Origin of the sequence: Curtobacterium sp. PhB25, assembly GCF_004365375.1 — a bacterium.
Classification (GTDB): Bacteria; Actinomycetota; Actinomycetes; order Actinomycetales; family Microbacteriaceae; genus Curtobacterium.
On record NZ_SODR01000003.1, the window covers coordinates 325,687 to 343,419 of the forward strand.

Below are 17,733 nucleotides of genomic sequence, written 5' to 3' on the forward strand. Positions count from 1 at the left end.
CGGATGAGCCCTCGAAAGAGGGGCCTCTGCGGTAGACTGGGAGGTGCAGTGCGCGGGCGTTCCGCGCGCAGGCAGGAGCACGCTCGACATGGCATCAGAATCTGAAGACGACCCGCAGAACCCGCTCGACGCGGAGACCCCGCAGAGCGAACCGTCCTACGGAGCAGACCAGATTCAGGTGCTCGAGGGGCTCGAGGCGGTCCGCAAGCGTCCCGGTATGTACATCGGTTCGACGGGGCCCCGCGGTCTGCACCACCTGGTCCAGGAGATCGTCGACAACTCCGTCGACGAAGCCCTCGCCGGGTACTGCGACACCATCGACGTCACCATCCGTGAAGACGGCGGTGTCCGCGTGGTCGACAACGGCCGTGGCATCCCGGTCGGCATCCACGCGGCCGAAGGCGTCTCGACCGTCCAGGTCGTCCTGACCGTCCTGCACGCCGGCGGCAAGTTCGGCGGCGGCGCGTACGCGGTGTCCGGTGGTCTGCACGGTGTCGGTTCCTCCGTCGTGAACGCGCTGAGCTCCGAGCTCGACGTCGAGGTCCGACAGCAGGGCCACGTCTGGCGCCAGAGCTACACCGACGGCGTCCCGGTCGCACCGCTGACCAAGGACGAACCGTCCGACGAGCACGGCACCACGATCACCTTCTGGCCGAACGCCGAGATCTTCGAGACCGTCGTCTTCGACTACGAGACCCTGCGCACCCGGTTCCAGCAGATGGCCTTCCTCAACAAGGGCCTGCGGATCAACCTGCGCGACGAGCGCACCCCGGAAGAAGGGGAAGAGGCGCGGAACGACTCCTTCATGTACGAGCGCGGTCTCGCCGACTACGTCGAGTACATCAACGCGCAGAAGAAGGCCGACCTCGTCCACCCGGACGTCATCGGCTTCGAGTCCGAGGACACCGAGCGCAAGATCGCGCTCGAGGTCGCGATGCAGTGGAACACCTCGTACCAGGAGAGCGTCCACACCTTCGCGAACACGATCAACACGCACGAGGGCGGCACCCACGAAGAGGGCTTCCGCGCGGCGCTGACGTACCTGGTGAACAAGTACGCGCGCGAGACGAAGATCATCAAGGAGAAGGACGACAACCTGACGGGTGACGACATCCGTGAAGGGTTGACGGCCGTCATCTCCGTGAAGCTCGGCGAACCGCAGTTCGAGGGCCAGACGAAGACGAAGCTCGGCAACACCGAGGCGAAGGGCTTCGTGCAGCGCGTCGTCGGCGCCGAGCTCACGCACTGGTTCGAGAGCAACCCGACCCAGGCCCGCGACGTCGTCCGCAAGGCGATCCAGGCGTCGCAGGCGCGGCTCGCGGCCCGCAAGGCCCGCGAGACCACGCGTCGCAAGGGGCTGCTCGAGTCGGGTGGCATGCCCGGCAAACTGAAGGACTGCCAGTCGAAGGACCCGACCCTGTCGGAGATCTTCATGGTCGAGGGCGACTCCGCCGGCGGTTCCGCGGTGCAGGGCCGCAACCCGATGACCCAGGCGATCCTGCCCCTGCGCGGCAAGATCCTGAACGTCGAGAAGGCGCGGCTCGACCGCGCGCTCGCCAACCAGGAGATCCAGTCGATGATCACGGCGTTCGGCGCCGGCATCGGTGAGGACTTCGACCCGGACAAGGCCCGGTACCACAAGATCGTGCTGATGGCCGATGCCGACGTCGACGGCCAGCACATCACCACGCTGCTGCTGACCCTGCTGTTCCGCTACATGCGGCCGCTCATCGAGCGCGGTTACGTGTACCTCGCGCAGCCGCCGCTGTACCGCCTCAAGTGGTCGAACGCGGCGCACGAGTACGTGTTCAGCGACCGGGAGCGCGACGCCCTGATGCAGTCGGGCATCGCCGCCGGCAAGCGGATCCCAAAGGACAACGGCATCCAGCGCTACAAGGGCCTCGGCGAGATGGACTACAAGGAGCTCTGGGACACCACGATGAACCCGGACACCCGCACGCTCCTGCAGGTCACGCTCGAGGACGCCGCCGCGGTGGACAGCACCTTCTCGACGCTGATGGGTGAAGACGTCGACGCACGTCGCCAGTTCATCCAGCAGAACGCCAAGGACGTCCGCTTCTTGGACATCTGAACAGACTCGACATCTCGACCCTGGCCTGGAGGCGCGGTGCCAGCCGCGTGCTCTGGTCCGGACCACTTGTGGTCGCGTCCACCGCGACGAACGTCACCACGGCCTCCCGGCCGTCAGAAAGGTAACGCAAGCCAATGGCTGACGACAACGAGAACGCCCCCGACGAGCAGCCCGAGATCGTCCACGGCGACAGCGGGGACATCGTCGTCTCCGGTGACCGCATCTCGCAGGTCGACCTGCAGCTCGAGATGCAGCGTTCCTACCTCGACTACGCGATGTCGGTCATCGTCGGCCGTGCGCTGCCCGAGGTCCGTGACGGCCTGAAGCCGGTGCACCGCCGCGTGATCTACGCGATGTTCGACGGCGGCTACCGTCCGGACCGCGCGTTCTCGAAGTGCTCCCGCGTCGTCGGCGACGTCATGGGGCAGTTCCACCCGCACGGCGACTCGGCGATCTACGACGCGCTGGTCCGTCTGGTGCAGCCGTGGTCGCTGCGCTACCCGCTCGCACTCGGTCAGGGCAACTTCGGCTCGCCGGGCAACGACGGCGCAGCAGCCCCGCGGTACACCGAGACCAAGATGGCGCCGCTCGCCATGGAGATGGTCCGGGACATCGACGAGGACACCGTCGACTTCCAGGACAACTACGACGGTCGGACCCAGGAACCCGCGATCCTGCCGGCACGGTTCCCGAACCTGCTCGTCAACGGCTCGGTCGGCATCGCGGTCGGCATGGCGACGAACATCCCGCCGCACAACCTGCGCGAGGTGGCCGAGGGCGCGAAGTGGGCCCTCGACAACCCCGAGGCGACGCGCGAAGAGCTCCTCGCCGCGCTCATGCAGCGCATCAAGGGGCCGGACTTCCCGACCGGTGCGCAGATCCTGGGCACCAAGGGCATCCAGGACGCCTACCTCACCGGTCGTGGTTCGATCACGATGCGCGCCGTCGTCAACGTCGAGGAGATCCAGGGTCGCACCTGCCTCGTCGTCACCGAGCTGCCGTACCAGGTCAACCCGGACAACCTCGCGATCAAGATCGCCGACCTGGTCAAGGACGGCAAGCTCGCCGGCGTCGCGGACATCCGCGACGAGACCTCGGGTCGCACCGGCCAGCGCCTGGTGATCGTGCTCAAGCGCGACGCCGTGGCCAAGGTCGTGCTGAACAACCTGTACAAGCACACGCAGCTGCAGGAGAACTTCGGCGCGAACATGCTCGCGATCGTCGACAGTGTCCCGCGGACCCTGCCGCTCGACGGGTTCATCTCGGCGTGGGTCGCGCACCAGGTCGACGTCATCGTCCGCCGCACCCAGTTCCGCCTGCGCGAGGCCGAGAAGCGCGCGCACATCCTGCGCGGCTACCTCGCAGCGCTCGACGCCCTCGACGAGGTCATCGCGCTCATCCGTCGGTCGCCCGACGTCGAAGAGGCCCGCTCCGGCCTGATGGACCTGCTGTCCGTCGACGAGATCCAGGCGCGCGCGATCCTCGAGCTCCAGCTCCGTCGACTGGCCGCCCTCGAGCGCCAGAAGATCCACGACGAGGCCGAAGAACTCGAGCGCAAGATCGCCGACTTCCAGGACATCCTGGCGTCGGAGACCCGGCAGCGCACGATCATCCGCGACGAGCTCGAGGAGATCGTCGACCGCTTCGGCGACGACCGGCGCACCGAGATCATGCTCGGCTACGACGGCGACATGTCGATGGAAGACCTCATCCCCGAAGAGGAGATGGTCGTCACCATCACCCGCGGTGGGTACGTCAAGCGCACGCGCAGCGACCAGTACCGCTCGCAGCACCGCGGTGGCCGTGGTGTCCGTGGCGCCCAGCTCCGCGCGGACGACATCGTCGAGCACTTCTTCGTCACGACGACGCACCACTGGCTGCTGTTCCTCACCGACCAGGGCCGGGTCTACCGCGCCAAGGCGTACGAGCTGCAGGAAGCCGGCCGCGACGCCAAGGGCCAGCACGTGGCGAACCTGCTCGCGATGCAGCCGGACGAGCAGATCCAGCAGGTGCTCGACATCCGTGACTACGAGGTCGCGCAGTACCTCGTCCTCGCGACCGAGCACGGGCTGGTGAAGAAGACCGCGCTCACCGAGTACGACACCAACCGCACCGGTGGCATCATCGCGATCAACCTGCGCGACGGGGACAAGCTCCGCCAGGCGCTGCTCGTCGACGAGCACGACGACCTGCTGCTCGTCTCACGACAGGGCATGTCGCTCCGCTTCACCGCGACGAACGACACCCTGCGGCCGATGGGTCGGTCGACCTCCGGCGTGAAGGGCATGTCCTTCCGCGACGGCGACTCGCTCCTGGCCGCACGCGTGGTGGCGGACGACGGTTTCGTCTGGGTGATGACCGAGGGCGGGTACGCCAAGCGCACCGCCGTCGACCAGTACCGCATCCAGGGACGCGGTGGTCTCGGCATCAAGGTGGCGAAGTTGGCGACCGACCGAGGCGACCTTGTGGGTGCTCTCATCGTCGGTGAGGACGACGAAGTGCTCGTCGTGCTGCAATCGGGCAAGGTGGTAAGGTCTGCCGTGGCCGAGGTCCCTGCCAAGGGTCGCGACACCATGGGTGTCGTCTTCGCCAGGTTCGCGGCGAACGACAAGATCATCGCAGTGGCCCAGAACACCGAGCGGAACCTGGTCGACCAGGACGACGCCGAGATCGAGCCAGCGGGCCCGGTGGAGACGGTCAGCCCTTCCGAAGCGGCCCCGGACTCCACTGATCCCATCGACACCGAGCCCGTCGCGGACGAGGCCGGAGAGGACCAGTCAAGCAATGAGTAGTGTCGCCGAGAAGCTCCAGAAGAAGGCGAAGCGACCCGTCGGCACCCGCCAAGTGCGGCTGCGGTTGGTCTACGTCGACTTCTGGTCGATGGTGAAGCTCAGCTTCCTCATCGCCCTGGCCGGCAGCATCGTGATCGTGGTCGCCACGGCGCTGGTGTGGGTCATCCTCAACCAGACGGGCGTGTTCACGCAGGTGGACGCCTTGTTGAAGGACGTCACCGGTCAGAACAGTTACTCGATCATGGACCAGTTCTCACTGGGCCAGGTGCTCGGGTTCTCCATCGTCGTGGGCATCCTCAACGTGGTCGTCGGCACCGTGCTCGGCGCCATCGTGAGCGTCCTCTACAACCTCAGTGTCCGCATCACCGGCGGCTTGCTCGTCGGCTTCACGAACAACTGACACACCCGGGCCGGGTGAGCCGACCGCTCGATTTCGTTCTGCGAGATCCGTGGGGTAGGCTTTCATCCGGTCTGAGGGGCTATAGCTCAGGCGGTTAGAGCGCTTCGCTGATAACGAAGAGGTCCAAGGTTCAAGTCCTTGTAGCCCCACCAGTTCTTCGGAACACACGACAATTCCATCCCGCCGCCGATCACCTCGGTGGCACCCGGGGCCTTAGCTCAGTTGGTAGAGCGCCTGCTTTGCAAGCAGGATGTCGGGAGTTCGATTCTCCCAGGCTCCACTCCACTCCGGGATGACCCTGCTGCGGTCGTTCCTTCCTCCGCCGGATCGTTCCGCCGTGCTGGTCTCGTGCCTTCGGCACGGGCCGCTCCGCGATAGCCGTCTCTGTGCGACATCGTGCGTTCGTCGTCGTCGTCGTGCGTGCTGGGCTTGGGCGGGTGTTGGTGCCCCGAGGTCTCGCGGCGCCGAGGTTCCGAAATCACGGCATCTCGAGCGCTCCAGGGGACGGCCGTGGAACCTCGGCGGCTGGCGTGCGGCATGTCGCGGAACCTCGGCGTCGGCCGGCCGGCCGGCCAGCCAGTTGGTGCCTCGTCGCAGACCCGAGGCCGGGAACGACGAAGGGCCCCGGCGGCGTGCCGGGGCCCTTCGTACGAACCGTGGAGGTCAGGCGGCAGGCTTCTCCGCCGTGTCAGCGTCGTCGGCAACCCACAGGTCGTCGTCGGCGCGGAGCGTCTGGTACGCGGCGTACGCGGCACCAGCAACGGCGACGACGCCGACGATGATGAGTGCGACACCACCGAAGCCGATGCCCTTCTTCTGCTGTGACGGAACGTACTTCACAGCAGCCTTCTTGGCCTTCTTGCCCTTCTTCTGGGCGTTCTTCACGATCTTCTTGACCCGGGGGTCCTTCGCGAGGTCGGTGACGCTCAGCACGGAGCCAGCGGTCGACACCAGTCCGGGGATGACCTCGGACTGGAACTTGTGCGAAGCGTTCTGTGCTGCGGACGTCGCAGCGTGGACCCCGGTCGCGACCGCGGGACGGATCCCGTTGTCGATCGCGTTCTGCACACGAGGGGCGATGTCCTTGCGGGCTGCGTCGGCTGCGTTCGACCGGGCTTCCGCCAGGATCGCGTTCGCGTGCTCGAGGACCTTGCGCTGCTCTCCGAGGAGCGAGGCGGTCTGGCCCTTGAGCTTCTTGATCTGCTTCCGACGCTTGCGCGGGATCTCGATCGTCGTCATCTGGTACCTCCATCGGATCGGCGTGACCCCATCCTGCCACCAGAGTCCCTGACAGGTCACGGAGCCTCACCTGTGGGTCCGGTCCGTACGCAGCCGGTACATGCGAGAATCGGAACATGTCTCTGCACACCGCTGTCGCAACGATCCACACCAACAAGGGCGACATCCGCGTCAACCTGTTCGGCAACCACGCACCGAAGACCGTCAAGAACTTCGTCGACCTCGCCACGGGCAAGCAGGAGTGGACCCACCCGGGTACGGGCAAGGTCTCCACCGACAAGCTCTACGACGGCGTCGTCTTCCACCGCATCATCAAGGACTTCATGATCCAGGGCGGCGACCCGCTCGGCCAGGGCATCGGCGGTCCGGGCTACCGCTTCGACGACGAGATCTCCCCCGAGCTCACGTTCCAGAACCCCTACATCTTCGCCATGGCCAACGCCGGCATCCAGGGCGGGCGTGGCACCAACGGCTCGCAGTTCTTCATCACCACGGTGGCGACGCCGTGGCTGCAGGGCAAGCACACCATCTTCGGTGAGGTCGCCGACGACGAGTCGCGTGCCGTGGTCGACGCCATCGAGGGTGTCCCCACCGACGGCCGTGACAAGCCCGTCGAGGACGTGGTCATCCAGAGCATCGACGTCGAAGGCGTCTGATCCACACGTGACCGACCAGGCGTACAACCCGAACAACACCTGCTACCGGCATCCGGACCGGCAGAGCTTCGTGCTCTGCCAGCGCTGTGGGCGGACGATCTGCCCGGAGTGCCAGACGCCGGCGGCAGTCGGGGTGCACTGCCCGGAGTGCGTGCGTGAACAGCGCGCACAGTTCGCAGCGAACCGTCGCGCGTCCGGAGCCCCCAGCGGGCTGACGGTCGCGCGACGGCGCTTCGCGATGCTCGACCAGAAGGCGACGGTCGTCATCGTGGCGATCACGGTCGCCATCTGGCTGCTGGACCAGGTGAGTGGTCGGTTCTTCACCGGCCTGCTCGCCTACAACTCGTTCTTGCTGCCCACGGAGCCGTGGCGGGTCGTGACCGTGCTCTTCGTCCACTCGGGCATCCTCCACATCGTGTTCAACATGTGGGCGTTGTGGATCTTCGGCCGGATGCTCGAGAACATGCTCGGTGCCTGGCGATTCGTGGCGCTGTACTTCATCACGGGGGTCTTCGGTTCGATGCTCGTCACGTTCCTCGCTCCCGGTACCTGGGTGGTCGGGGCGTCCGGTGCGATCTTCGGGCTCTTCGCGGCGTTCTTCGTGCTGCAGCGGAGCCTCGGGCAGAACGCAGTGCAGCTCCTCGTGATCATGGGCCTCAACCTGGTCGTCGGGTTCCTCCCGGGGACGAACATCTCGTGGCAGGCGCACGTCGGTGGCATCATCGGCGGCTTCCTGGTGGGTTTCGTGTTCGCCAAGACCCGGAACATCCGGCAGCGGCCCCTGCAGATCGGCCTGCTCGTCGCCACCGCCTTGGTGGGCATCGTCCTCACCGCAGTCGGGTACGCGGTCACCATCGGCTGACCCGACCCGGACACACGTCCACCGAACGCCCCGTCGCATCAGCGGCGGGGCGTTCGTCGTTCCGAGACATCCGTGCGCCCAGCCCGTCGTGCGGTCACTCTCCCGCGGAAGCGACAGTCTGTCGCCGACCTTTCGGCGACATCTGACGCTTTCGCAGGCGGAACGGCGCAGCCAGCCGCGCATTCGTCGCTCCCGCGACTGGACGGCGGACGGGAGGCACGGTGCCAGGCCGCCACGGGTCTCCAGTCCGCCGTCCACAAGGCGTCCGCAGAGTTATCCACAGGTGTGGAGAAACCGGTGAGTTACACGCGTGTGATTATCCCCATTGTGGACTCAGCTGTGGATAACTCCGGGGTCGGGGTGTGGATGACGATGTGGAGAGTGTGTAGAAGTGTGGAGAACCGCCCGGATCCTCGATGATCCGGGGATCAGCGGCAGCAAGTCCTGTGGAGAACGACAACGCCCGCCGCACCAAGTGGTGCGACGGGCGTCGGAGTGTCTCGAGGCTGCGGATCAGCGCCAGCGGGTGGTCATGAGGAAGCCGATGAACATGATGCCGAAGCCGACCAGGATGTTCCACGAGCCGAGGCTCGGCACCGGCAGGGTCGCGTTCGAGATGTAGAAGACGATCACCCAGACGAGGCCGATGAGCATGAAGCCGAACATGACCGGCTTGAACCACACCGGGTTCGGGGCGTCCCCCGCGGTGTCGACCGAGTCGGCTCGGGTCCTCCGGGCGGGCTTGGTGCGGTCCTTGTCACTGGCCATGGCCGGTATCCTACCGTGACCACGTGTGTGGATCGGCCCGCAGACCGCTGCACACATCCCCCACGAGTACGGTGAACCGCCATGACCAGGATCCTCGTCGTCGACAACTACGACAGCTTCGTCTACACGCTGAACGGGTACGTCCAGCAGCTCGGAGCCGAGACGGACGTGGTGCGCAACGACGCCTTCCCCGAGTCGGAGATCGCGGACCGCATCGCCGACTACGACGGCATCCTGCTGTCGCCCGGCCCAGGCACCCCGGCCGACGCCGGCGTCTCGATCCCCACGGTGCACGCGGCGATCGCGTCCGGCACCCCCCTGCTCGGGGTCTGCCTCGGCCACCAGGCGATCGCAGAAGCCCTCGGCGCCACGGTCACGCACGCCGACGAACTCATGCACGGCAAGACCTCGCAGGTCGACCACGACGACAGCACGCTCTTCGCGGGCGTTCCGCACCCGTTCACGGCGACGCGGTACCACTCCCTCGCAATCGTCGACGGCACGGTGCCCGACGAGCTCACCGTCACGGCCCGGACCGGCGGCGGCGTCATCATGGGAGTCCAGCACCGCGCCCACCCGCTGTACGGGGTGCAGTTCCACCCCGAGTCGGTCCTGACCGAGGGTGGCTACCGCATGGTCGGCAACTGGCTCGAGACCACCGGTCTCTCCGGGGCTGCCGAGCGCGCCGACGGGCTCGGCCCGCTCATCGCGACGCACCGCGGCTGACTCGTCAGAGCGCACTCGACGGCGTCGCGTGTCGACGTGCTTGGAGCAGTGGACGCGACGACCTGGCGGGCCCGCGGACGCGTGGCGGGGGTGCGCCGGGCCTCCTGGCCGTCAGCGTGCCGACGGGAGGCCCGTCACCGGTCCGTCAGGCCACACGCGTGTGCGTGTGGTCGGCGCGACGGCCGCGGTGGCGTCGTTCCTGATCGGGACGGTCAGCGACCGTCGCCGTTGTCGCCGCCGGTGTCCCCATTGTCTCCACCGGTGTCCCCGTTGTCGCCCTTGTCGTTCCCGTTGTCGGACGACGGGGCGTGGGTCGGCTGGCTCGACGCGGCGCAGTAGGTCAGGGCGACGGCACTGCCCTGGGCGACATCGCCCTGCGGGGTGTCCTGCTGCGTCACGAGGCCACCCGTGCACGAGTACGACGGCGACGGCGTCACGGTGAGACCGAGCTGCTCGAGCGACGCCTTCGCCTCGGAGAACTGCTGGTTCGTGACGTTCGGCAGCTGCACCTTGCCGTTGGACACCGTGAGGTTGATCACGATGCCCTTGGTGTGGAGCGAACCGGACTCGGGGTCGGAACTCATCACGGTGCCCTCTGGCACGTCGGACGAGTAGTCGGAACTGATCGCGCCGACGCGGAAGCCGGCATCGTCCAGTGCCTGCTGTGCCGCTGCCTGGGACTGCCCGTTCAGCTCGGGGACCGGGACCCGCTCGGGGCCGAGGGAGACGACCACGTTCACGCTGGACTTCCGGCCCACGTTGATGCCGGAGCCCGGGTCGGTGCGGATGACCGTGCCCTTGTCGACCGAGTCGGAGTTCTCCTCGACCTTGACGGCCGTCAGGTCCTTCTTCTCGAGGGCGGTGGACGCGGCACTGAAGGTCGACCCGGTGACGTTCGGCACGCTCACGGACGACGACACCGGTGGCTTGCCCGGCTGCAGGTTCGCGACGAAGAACACGACCCCGACGATGACCGCGACCGTCAGCAGGATGCCGACCCAGATCCACGCCACCGGCGGACGGTTCTGCGTGCGCTGCGGGCGGTGCTCAGCGGTGTCGTCGTCGAGCTCGCGGAACGCCGCGGCGGGGTTCGACGTGGTGCGCGGGTCGACCCCGAACAGCACCGTCGAGGCGTCGTTCGCCGCGTTCTGCTGGATCTTCTTGGTGGATGCCGGGACTCGGCCCGCAGCGGCCTGCTGCAGGTCCGAGCGGAACTCGGCGGCGTTCTGGAAGCGGCGCGTGCGGTCCTTGACCAGGGCGTGCAGGGTCACGGCATCGAGTGCCGGGGACACCTCTGGTGTGATCGACGACGGGGCGACGGGCTGCTCGCTGACGTGCTGGTAGGCCACCGCCACCGGGGTGTCACCGAGGAAGGGCGCGCGGCCGGTGAGCAGCTCGAACAGCACGACACCGGTGGAGTAGATGTCCGTACGGGCGTCGACGGTCTCGCCACGGGCCTGCTCCGGCGAGAAGTACGACGCAGTGCCGAGGATCGACGTGGTCTGCGCGACCGTGGCGGAGGTGTCGGTGATGGCTCGGGCGATGCCGAAGTCCATGACCTTGACCTGGCCGCTGTGCGTGACCATGACGTTGGCGGGCTTGATGTCGCGGTGCACGACGCCGGCGCGGTGGGAGTACTCGAGCGCGGTGAGGATGCCCTCGGTGATGCGGACGGCCTCGGCCGGAGCGACGGCGCCCTCGGCGATGATGTCGGAGAGCGGGCGGCCCTCGACGTACTCCATCACGATGAAGGGGACCTGCACCTCGGCGCCCGAGGTCTCGGTCACGGTCTCTTCGCCGGCGTCGTACACGCGGACGACCGTGGGGTGCGCCATACGTGCGGCGGCCTGGGCTTCCTGCCGGAACCGGGTGCGGAACGCCGGGTCGTTGGCCAGGCTCGGCTTCAGGAGCTTCACCGCGACCTTGCGACCGAGACGGGTGTCGTTGCCGAGGTGCACGGTTGCCATGCCGCCTCGGCCGATGACATCACCGATCTCGTAACGGTTGGCGAGGAGGGTGATCCCCGCGGTCACACCTTCTGGCACGTACTCCTCCGTCTGTCCGTCCGGGCTAGTGTACGGCAGCACCACCTGGTGAGACGCTGGTCAGGGAGGGGTCGACCGAACCGTTACCGAACGGTGTCGACAGTCCCCGTCCGGGGGTCGTTCAGTTGCCGTCCATCGGGGCGTCGGTCGGGTCGATGCCGTCGTTCGGGTCGGTCGTGGGCTCCTCGGTGGGCTCGGTCCAGGTGACCTGCGCAGCCTCCGAGGAGTTCGACACCGCTGACCCACCGCCGACGGACGAGCACGCAACCGTGTACGTGAACGTGGTCGGCGCGCCGGGCGTGGCGGCGGCGATCGTCACAGCCGTTCCGGTCGTCGACCCTTCGCTGCTGCCGTTCGAGACCACCGTCCCGTTCGTCACCGTGTACGCGTACGTCGTCTTACTGGTGTACCCAGTGGGGCACTTCTCGTACGTGGGCCAGGTAAAGGTCACACGCCCTGACTCGGACACCGCTCCGGGCGTCGCAGCAGCGGGTGCATCTGGCGTCGGGATGGCCTTGTACGCCTTGATTGAGATTGTCGTCCCAGGCTCGAGACTTCCCTCGGGTGTGAGGGATTGAACGGTCCCGACGAGATCCTCGGAAGGCGCGTTGTCACCGTCCGTGACGTTGACGGTAAAGCCTTGAGCTCGAAGCTGATTGGCGACGTCCTGGGCGTCCTGGCCGTTGTAATCCGAGGCGTTGACCGTGATTCGGGTGTCGACCGGCGTCTGGGACGGGGTCTCCGACGGGGTCTGCGACGGACGCGAGGTCTTCGAGGCGGACTTCGACGGGCTCGGGTCGGGGTCAGCCGGGTTGTTCAGGGCGTACACACCGAAGCCACCCGCGATGGCGAGCACCACGACGATGCCGACGACCCACCAGATCCAGGCGCGCTTCTTCTTCGGTTCCTCGGGCTCGTCCGTCGCCGGGGAGCGCGGTCCGACGGGTCCACCGGCACCGCCGGCGGCTGCACCGGACTGGGTGCCGAGCAGCGCGGTGGCAGCGTCGTTGCCCTGACCCTGCGGCGGGTTGAACGCGACGGTGCCGCCCTGTGCGATGGCGGGGACGGCGACGGTGGCCGCTGCGACGTCACCACGGCGGAGCGCCTGTGCGGCGCGCGCCAGGTTGGCGGCGGTGGCGGGACGATCGGCGGGCTTCTTCGCGATGCACGAGATCACGAGGGCGGCGACGGGCTCGGGGATGTCCCCGGGCAACGCCGGCGGCTGCTCGTTGATGTGCGCCATCGCGATCGCGACCTGCGACTCGCCCGTGAAGGGACGACGACCCGCCAGGGCTTCGTACGCGACGATGCCGAGCGAGTAGATGTCGGTCGACGGCGACGCCGGGTGTCCGCTCGCCTGCTCGGGCGAGAGGTACTGCACGGTGCCCATGACCTGGCCGGTCGCGGTGAGCGGGACCTGGTCGGCGATGCGTGCGATGCCGAAGTCGGTGATCTTGACGCGGCCGTCCGGCGTGATGAGCAGGTTGCCGGGCTTGATGTCGCGGTGCACGAGACCGACCGCGTGCGCGGCCTGCAGGGCGTTCGCGGTCTGCGCGACGATGTCCAGGACCTTGTCGACCGGCAGCGTGTGCTCGCGCTCGATCATGGTCGAGAGCGCTTCGCCGGGGACGAGCTCCATCACGAGGTAGGCGCTGCCGTCCTCTTCGCCGTAGTCGAAGACGTTGGCGATGCCCTCGTGGTTGACGAGCGCAGCGTGGCGGGCCTCGGCGCGGAAGCGCTCGAGGAACCCGGGGTCGCCGAGGTACTCGTCCTTGAGGATCTTGAGTGCGACGGTTCGGCCGATGACGAGGTCGGTGGCCTGCCACACCTCTCCCATGCCGCCGATGGCGACCCGGGACGAGAGCTGGTACCGCCCACCGAAGGTGAGTCCGCTGGTGGGTCTCATTTGTTCAGCACCGCCTCCATGACTTTCTTCGCGACCGGGGCCGCGACTGTGTTGCCGACTCCCGACTGGCCGAGCCCGCCGCCGTCTCCGACGACGACCGCCACGGCGACCTCCGGGTCCTTCGCGGGCGCGAACCCGGTGAACCAGAGGGTGTAGGGATCGCCTGTTCCGCCCTCGGCCGTGCCCGTCTTCCCTGCGACGTCGACACCGTCGATCTTGGCATTCGTTCCGGTCCCGGCGTTCACGACGCTCTGCATGGCCTCGGTGAGGTCAGCGGACTCGGAGGAGGACAGCGGATCACTGTACTGCCTCGGGGAGAAGGACTCGACCGTCTTCAGGTCGCTCGTGGTGATCGAGTCGACGAGCGAGGGCTGCATGACCTTGCCACCGTTCGCGATACCAGCCGACACCATGGCCATCTGCAGCGGGGACACCCGGACGCTCGCCTGGCCGAACGCGCTGAGCATGAGCTGCGCGGTGGAGTCGACCTCGGGGTACTGGCTGGCGGTCGCGGACATCGGGACCTCGATGGCGTCACCGAAGCCGTACTTGTCGGCCATGCTCTTGATCGCGTCGTACCCGAGCTTCTGTCCGAGCTCGGCGAACGGGATGTTGCACGAGTACTGGATGGCCGTGCGGAGCTTGACCTTGTCGCCGCCGCCGCACGTGCCACCCTCGGCGTTGTTGATGTACGAGCTCGTACCGGGGAGCTGCAGGCGCGACGGGTTCGGGAACGTCGAGTCGAGGTTGTACTTGCCGCCCTCGAGCGCCGCCGATGCCACGACGAGCTTGAAGACGGATCCGGGCGTGTAGAGGTCGCCGCCGATGGCGCGGTTCTGCAGCGGGGACGACGAGGCGCCGAGCAGGGCGTCGTACTGCTCCTTGACCTTCGCGGTGTCGTGCGAGGTGAGGGTGTTCGGGTCGTAGCTCGGCTTCGAGACCATCGCGAGGATCTTGCCGGTCTTCGGCTGGATGGCCACGACGGCGCCGCTGTTCGTGCCGAGGGCGTCGTACGCGGCCTGCTGCACGGCGGGGTCGATCGTCAGGTTGACGTTGTCGCCCTGGACGTCCTGGCCGGTGAGGATCGAGTTGAGGTTCTGGAAGAACGAGGCGTCGGAGTTGCCGGAGAGCACGGTGTTCTCCGCGCTCTCGATGCCGGTGTTGCCCTGGCCGATGGTGAAGTACCCGGTGACCGCCGAGTACAGGTCGCCGTTCGTGTACTTGCGCTGGTACTCGTACTGGTCGTCCACGGGGGTCGACTCGGCGATCGGGCTGCCGTCGACGAGGATCGCACCGCGCTTGGTCGAGTAACTGTCCAAGATGGTGCGTGAGTTGCGGGAGTCGGCGCGGAGCGTGTCCGCCGAGAAGAACTGGATCGAGGTCGTCGACACGAAGAGTGCGACGAACATGAGCACGATGACGGTCGAGACACCGCGGAGCTGTCGGTTCATCGACGACGCTCCTTCCTGGTCGCGCGCGCGGACCGCCCGCTCGCGGCGGGGATCGCACCCTGCTGGACGCGTTGTTCGGCTGGGATGGAATCGGTGAGTCGCAGCAGCATCGCGGCGATGATCCAGTTGGCGATGAGCGAGGAACCACCCGCGGCCATGAACGGCGTGGTGAGGCCGGTCACCGGGATCACGCGGGTGATGCCACCGACGACGACGAACACCTGCAGGGCGATCACGAAGCCGAAGCCGACGCCGAGCAGCTTGCCGAAGTCGTCCTGCGCCATGAACCCGACGCGGATGCCGCGCGAGGCCAGCACGATGAAGAGCGCCAGGATCGCGAAGACACCGATCAGGCCGAGCTCCTCGCCGAGTGAGGCGATGATGTAGTCCGCGTTGGCGACGGGCGTGATGTACGGGCGCCCCTGGCCGAGGCCGGTGCCCGTGATGCCGCCGTTCGCGAAGCCGAACAGTCCCTGCACCAGCTGGTAGCTCGCCTGGGTGTCGCGGCTGAAGACCTCTTGGTTGAACGGGTCGAGCCACTGCTCGAAGCGGCCGTGCACGTACTCGAGGGCGCTCTGCGCGACGAGGGCACCACCGACGAACAGCGCCAGACCGATGACGACCCAGCTGATCCGCGCGGTCGCGACGTAGATCATCACGAGGAACAGGCCGAAGTACAGCAGCGCCGTGCCGAGGTCGCGCTGGAAGACGAGGACCGCCATCGCGGCGCCCCACATCACCAGGATCGGGCCGAGGTCGCGGGCACGCGGGAACGTCATGCCGAGGAACTTCTTGCCGACGATCGACAGCGAGTCGCGCGCGGTGACGAGGTACCCGGCGAAGAACAGCGCCATGGTGATCTTCGCGAGCTCGCCCGGCTGGAACGAGAACGGTCCGATCTTGATCCAGACCCGTGCACCACCGATGTTCTGACCGATGCCGGGCAGGATCGGCAGCAGCAGCAGCGCGATCGTCAGGAACATGAAGATGTAGCGGTAGCGCTGCAGGAACCGGTGGTTCCGGACCAGCAGCAGCGTGATGATCGCCAGGACCATCGCGAGCATCGTCCAGACGATCTGCTTCACACCGATGGCGTCCCAGCCGGTCAGGCCGTTGTGGACGTCGATGCGGTAGATCTCCGCGATGCCGATGCCGTTCAGCACGAGGGCGATCGGCAGGATGAACGGGTCGGCGTTCTTGGCGACGACCCGCAGCACGACGTGCATCACGAGCCCCAGCCCGAGGATGCCCCCGCCGACCCACAGCACCGAGGTGTCGAACAGTCGCCCCTTGGTGCCGAGCTGCACGAGCACCATCGCGCCGGCGCAGATGCCGCAGGCGATGACGAGCAGCACGAGCTCGAGGTTCCGAGCACGTGCGGGTTCACGGAGCTTGATCGTGATCGCCTGCGTGAACGACTGGGCGGTGGCGTTGCTCATCGCGAGCCCCGGGTCGGGGACGGCGTGGGCGTCGACGACCGGGTCGGCGACGGCGAGGGTGACGAGGTGGATCCGCCGTCACCGCCGGTACCGGCTTGGTCCTGCCCGGTCTCGGCAGCCTTCCGCAGTCGGTCGACGATGTCCCGCGCGTCGTCGAGCGACTGCGCGTTGATCGTCGAGCGGACGTTCTCGCGGGTGTAGTCCGGCAGCATCGACACGGTGATGTCGGTGTCCTCGTAGACGTCCGACAGCGCCAGTGGTCCGATCGACTGCTGGACGCCCTTGTAGATCGCGACCGTGCCGCGGTCGGTGCCGACGTAGTAGTGGTCCTGGGTGATCCGCCAGCCGAGGAACACGGCCCCGACCAGGGCAGCGACCGCCACCACGAGCGCGACCGTCCACGAGACCCGGCGTCGGATGCGGCGTCGGCGGTCCTCGGCGATGAGCTCCGCGAAGAACTGGTCGGACTCGGGCTCGAAGTGCGAGTCCTCCGGGGCGGTGGTGACCTTGAGCGGGTGCAGCAGGATCGTGGGGAGGCGGATCGGCTTGCGACCGGTCGACGCCTCGAAGGTCAGGGGAGCGGCCGCGGACCCGACGGTGGTGGCCGCGTCGTCGTCGTCGTCGACCTCGTCCGCGGTGACGTCCATGACGACGACGGTGACGTTGTCGGGGGCGCCGTGGTCGAGCGTCTCCTTGACCAGGCGCTGTGTGACCTGGTTGGCGTCCATGTTCGACGCCAGGGCGTGCCGGATGCGCTCTTCGGCCAGGTACGACGACAGGCCGTCGGAGCACAGCAGCCAGCGGTCGCCCGGCTGGATGTCCATGATCGCGGTGTCGACCTCTGGTGCGGCATCGACGTCGCCGAGCACCCGCATGAGCACCGAGCGACGGGGGTGGACCGCGGCTTCCTCCGGGGTGATCCGGCCGCTGTCGACCAGGCGCTGCACGAAGGTGTGGTCCGACGTGATCTGCTGCAGCTCACCGTCACGGTGGCGGTAGATGCGCGAGTCACCGATGTGCGCGATCGCGATCTGTTCGCCGACCCGGATCATCGCGGACACCGTGGTGCCCATGCCGGTGAGTTCCTGGTGCTCGAAGACCGTCTCGGTGATGAGCTGGTTCGCCGCGATCAGGGCCGACTGCAAGGCGAACTCGGCGTCGTGGGCCGAGGGGAACTCGCGGTCCACCTCCCTGATGCGCCGGATCGCGATCGCCGAGGCGACGTCGCCGCCGGCGTGCCCACCCATGCCGTCCGCGACCGCGAACAGGTGCGCCCCGGCGTAGCCGGAGTCCTGGTTGTTCGCGCGGATGCGGCCCACGTGGGACACAGCGGCGCTCAACGTGCGAGCGGTCATGC

Annotated in this window: 13 protein-coding genes and 2 tRNA genes; 8 read left to right on the plus strand and 7 right to left on the minus strand. The window is 67.5% G+C overall.

What is annotated here, in order from left to right:
* The first annotated feature begins 88 nt into the window (after positions 1–88).
* From gyrB to EDF51_RS08480, 5 genes are all read left to right on the plus strand, one after another.
* Positions 89–2,092 carry a DNA topoisomerase (ATP-hydrolyzing) subunit B gene (gyrB, locus tag EDF51_RS08460; protein ID WP_123292937.1) on the plus strand — a complete coding sequence of 668 codons (2,004 nt, stop codon included), beginning with the start codon at positions 89–91 and terminating at the stop codon, positions 2,090–2,092.
* A gap of 134 nt (positions 2,093–2,226) precedes the next feature.
* Positions 2,227–4,884, plus strand: coding sequence for a DNA gyrase subunit A (gene gyrA / locus EDF51_RS08465; protein WP_243698016.1), 2,658 nt, complete (start codon positions 2,227–2,229; stop codon positions 4,882–4,884).
* Positions 4,877–5,284: a DUF3566 domain-containing protein gene (locus EDF51_RS08470; RefSeq protein ID WP_027466922.1), complete on the plus strand. Its 408-nt coding sequence runs from the start codon at positions 4,877–4,879 to the stop codon at positions 5,282–5,284. The genes gyrA and EDF51_RS08470 overlap by 8 nt, the downstream gene beginning before the upstream one ends.
* A gap of 75 nt (positions 5,285–5,359) precedes the next feature.
* Positions 5,360–5,436, plus strand: a tRNA-Ile gene (locus EDF51_RS08475).
* A gap of 55 nt (positions 5,437–5,491) precedes the next feature.
* Positions 5,492–5,564 (plus strand) — tRNA-Ala (locus EDF51_RS08480).
* Positions 5,565–5,947: 383 nt separating this feature from the next.
* Here EDF51_RS08480 and EDF51_RS08485 read toward each other — a convergent pair.
* Positions 5,948–6,523, minus strand: a complete 576-nt coding sequence (locus EDF51_RS08485) for a hypothetical protein (RefSeq protein WP_111083687.1) — start codon at positions 6,521–6,523, stop codon at positions 5,948–5,950.
* A gap of 116 nt (positions 6,524–6,639) precedes the next feature.
* On the opposite strand from EDF51_RS08485, the gene EDF51_RS08490 reads away from it, so the two are divergent.
* Both EDF51_RS08490 and EDF51_RS08495 read left to right on the plus strand, forming a co-directional pair.
* A complete protein-coding gene (locus EDF51_RS08490; RefSeq protein WP_111083688.1) occupies positions 6,640–7,179 on the plus strand; it encodes a peptidylprolyl isomerase in 540 nt (179 codons plus the stop codon).
* A 7-nt stretch (positions 7,180–7,186) separates the two neighbouring features.
* On the plus strand, positions 7,187–8,041 hold the full coding sequence (locus tag EDF51_RS08495; RefSeq protein ID WP_131877935.1) for a rhomboid family intramembrane serine protease: 855 nt from the start codon (positions 7,187–7,189) through the stop codon (positions 8,039–8,041).
* Between the two features lie 513 nt (positions 8,042–8,554).
* On the opposite strand, the gene EDF51_RS08500 is transcribed toward EDF51_RS08495, so the two are convergent.
* Complete coding sequence (locus EDF51_RS08500) at positions 8,555–8,809, minus strand: cell division protein CrgA (protein WP_123292935.1); 255 nt, start codon at positions 8,807–8,809, stop codon at positions 8,555–8,557.
* Between the two features lie 81 nt (positions 8,810–8,890).
* Between EDF51_RS08500 and EDF51_RS08505 the strand changes: the two genes are divergently transcribed.
* Positions 8,891–9,535 carry a gamma-glutamyl-gamma-aminobutyrate hydrolase family protein gene (locus EDF51_RS08505; protein WP_131877937.1) on the plus strand — a complete coding sequence of 215 codons (645 nt, stop codon included), beginning with the start codon at positions 8,891–8,893 and terminating at the stop codon, positions 9,533–9,535.
* A gap of 212 nt (positions 9,536–9,747) precedes the next feature.
* Here the strand turns inward: EDF51_RS08505 and pknB are convergent, their stop codons facing one another.
* The 5 genes from pknB to EDF51_RS08530 form a co-directional block, all read right to left on the minus strand.
* The gene (pknB, locus tag EDF51_RS08510; RefSeq protein ID WP_131845192.1) at positions 9,748–11,568 is read right to left on the minus strand and encodes a Stk1 family PASTA domain-containing Ser/Thr kinase; all 1,821 of its coding nucleotides are present in this window, start codon (positions 11,566–11,568) and stop codon (positions 9,748–9,750) included.
* 133 nt (positions 11,569–11,701) lie between these two features.
* Entirely contained in the window at positions 11,702–13,486 is a 1,785-nt protein-coding gene (locus EDF51_RS08515; RefSeq protein ID WP_133938101.1) for a serine/threonine-protein kinase, read from the minus strand.
* Positions 13,483–14,937, minus strand: coding sequence for a penicillin-binding protein 2 (locus EDF51_RS08520; RefSeq protein ID WP_111083694.1), 1,455 nt, complete (start codon positions 14,935–14,937; stop codon positions 13,483–13,485). Before EDF51_RS08520 ends, EDF51_RS08515 begins: the two co-directional genes overlap by 4 nt.
* Positions 14,934–16,376: an FtsW/RodA/SpoVE family cell cycle protein gene (locus EDF51_RS08525; protein ID WP_134194484.1), complete on the minus strand. Its 1,443-nt coding sequence runs from the start codon at positions 16,374–16,376 to the stop codon at positions 14,934–14,936. The genes EDF51_RS08520 and EDF51_RS08525 overlap by 4 nt, the downstream gene beginning before the upstream one ends.
* Complete coding sequence (locus EDF51_RS08530) at positions 16,373–17,731, minus strand: Stp1/IreP family PP2C-type Ser/Thr phosphatase (RefSeq protein ID WP_131845063.1); 1,359 nt, start codon at positions 17,729–17,731, stop codon at positions 16,373–16,375. The genes EDF51_RS08525 and EDF51_RS08530 overlap by 4 nt, the downstream gene beginning before the upstream one ends.
* Positions 17,732–17,733 lie beyond the last annotated feature (2 nt).

Bases quoted from the DNA above. Each gene is read 5' to 3' on its own strand.
- gyrB (WP_123292937.1), top strand. From the start codon at position 89: ATGGCATCAGAATCTGAAGACGACCCGCAGAACCCGCTCGACGCGGAG.
- gyrA (WP_243698016.1), top strand. From the start codon at position 2,227: ATGGCTGACGACAACGAGAACGCCCCCGACGAGCAGCCCGAGATCGTC.
- EDF51_RS08470 (WP_027466922.1), top strand. From the start codon at position 4,877: ATGAGTAGTGTCGCCGAGAAGCTCCAGAAGAAGGCGAAGCGACCCGTC.
- EDF51_RS08485 (WP_111083687.1), bottom strand. From the start codon at position 6,523: ATGACGACGATCGAGATCCCGCGCAAGCGTCGGAAGCAGATCAAGAAG.
- EDF51_RS08490 (WP_111083688.1), top strand. From the start codon at position 6,640: ATGTCTCTGCACACCGCTGTCGCAACGATCCACACCAACAAGGGCGAC.
- EDF51_RS08500 (WP_123292935.1), bottom strand. From the start codon at position 8,809: ATGGCCAGTGACAAGGACCGCACCAAGCCCGCCCGGAGGACCCGAGCC.
- EDF51_RS08505 (WP_131877937.1), top strand. From the start codon at position 8,891: ATGACCAGGATCCTCGTCGTCGACAACTACGACAGCTTCGTCTACACG.
- EDF51_RS08515 (WP_133938101.1), bottom strand. From the start codon at position 13,486: ATGAGACCCACCAGCGGACTCACCTTCGGTGGGCGGTACCAGCTCTCG.
- EDF51_RS08520 (WP_111083694.1), bottom strand. From the start codon at position 14,937: ATGAACCGACAGCTCCGCGGTGTCTCGACCGTCATCGTGCTCATGTTC.
- EDF51_RS08525 (WP_134194484.1), bottom strand. From the start codon at position 16,376: ATGAGCAACGCCACCGCCCAGTCGTTCACGCAGGCGATCACGATCAAG.
- EDF51_RS08530 (WP_131845063.1), bottom strand. From the start codon at position 17,731: ATGACCGCTCGCACGTTGAGCGCCGCTGTGTCCCACGTGGGCCGCATC.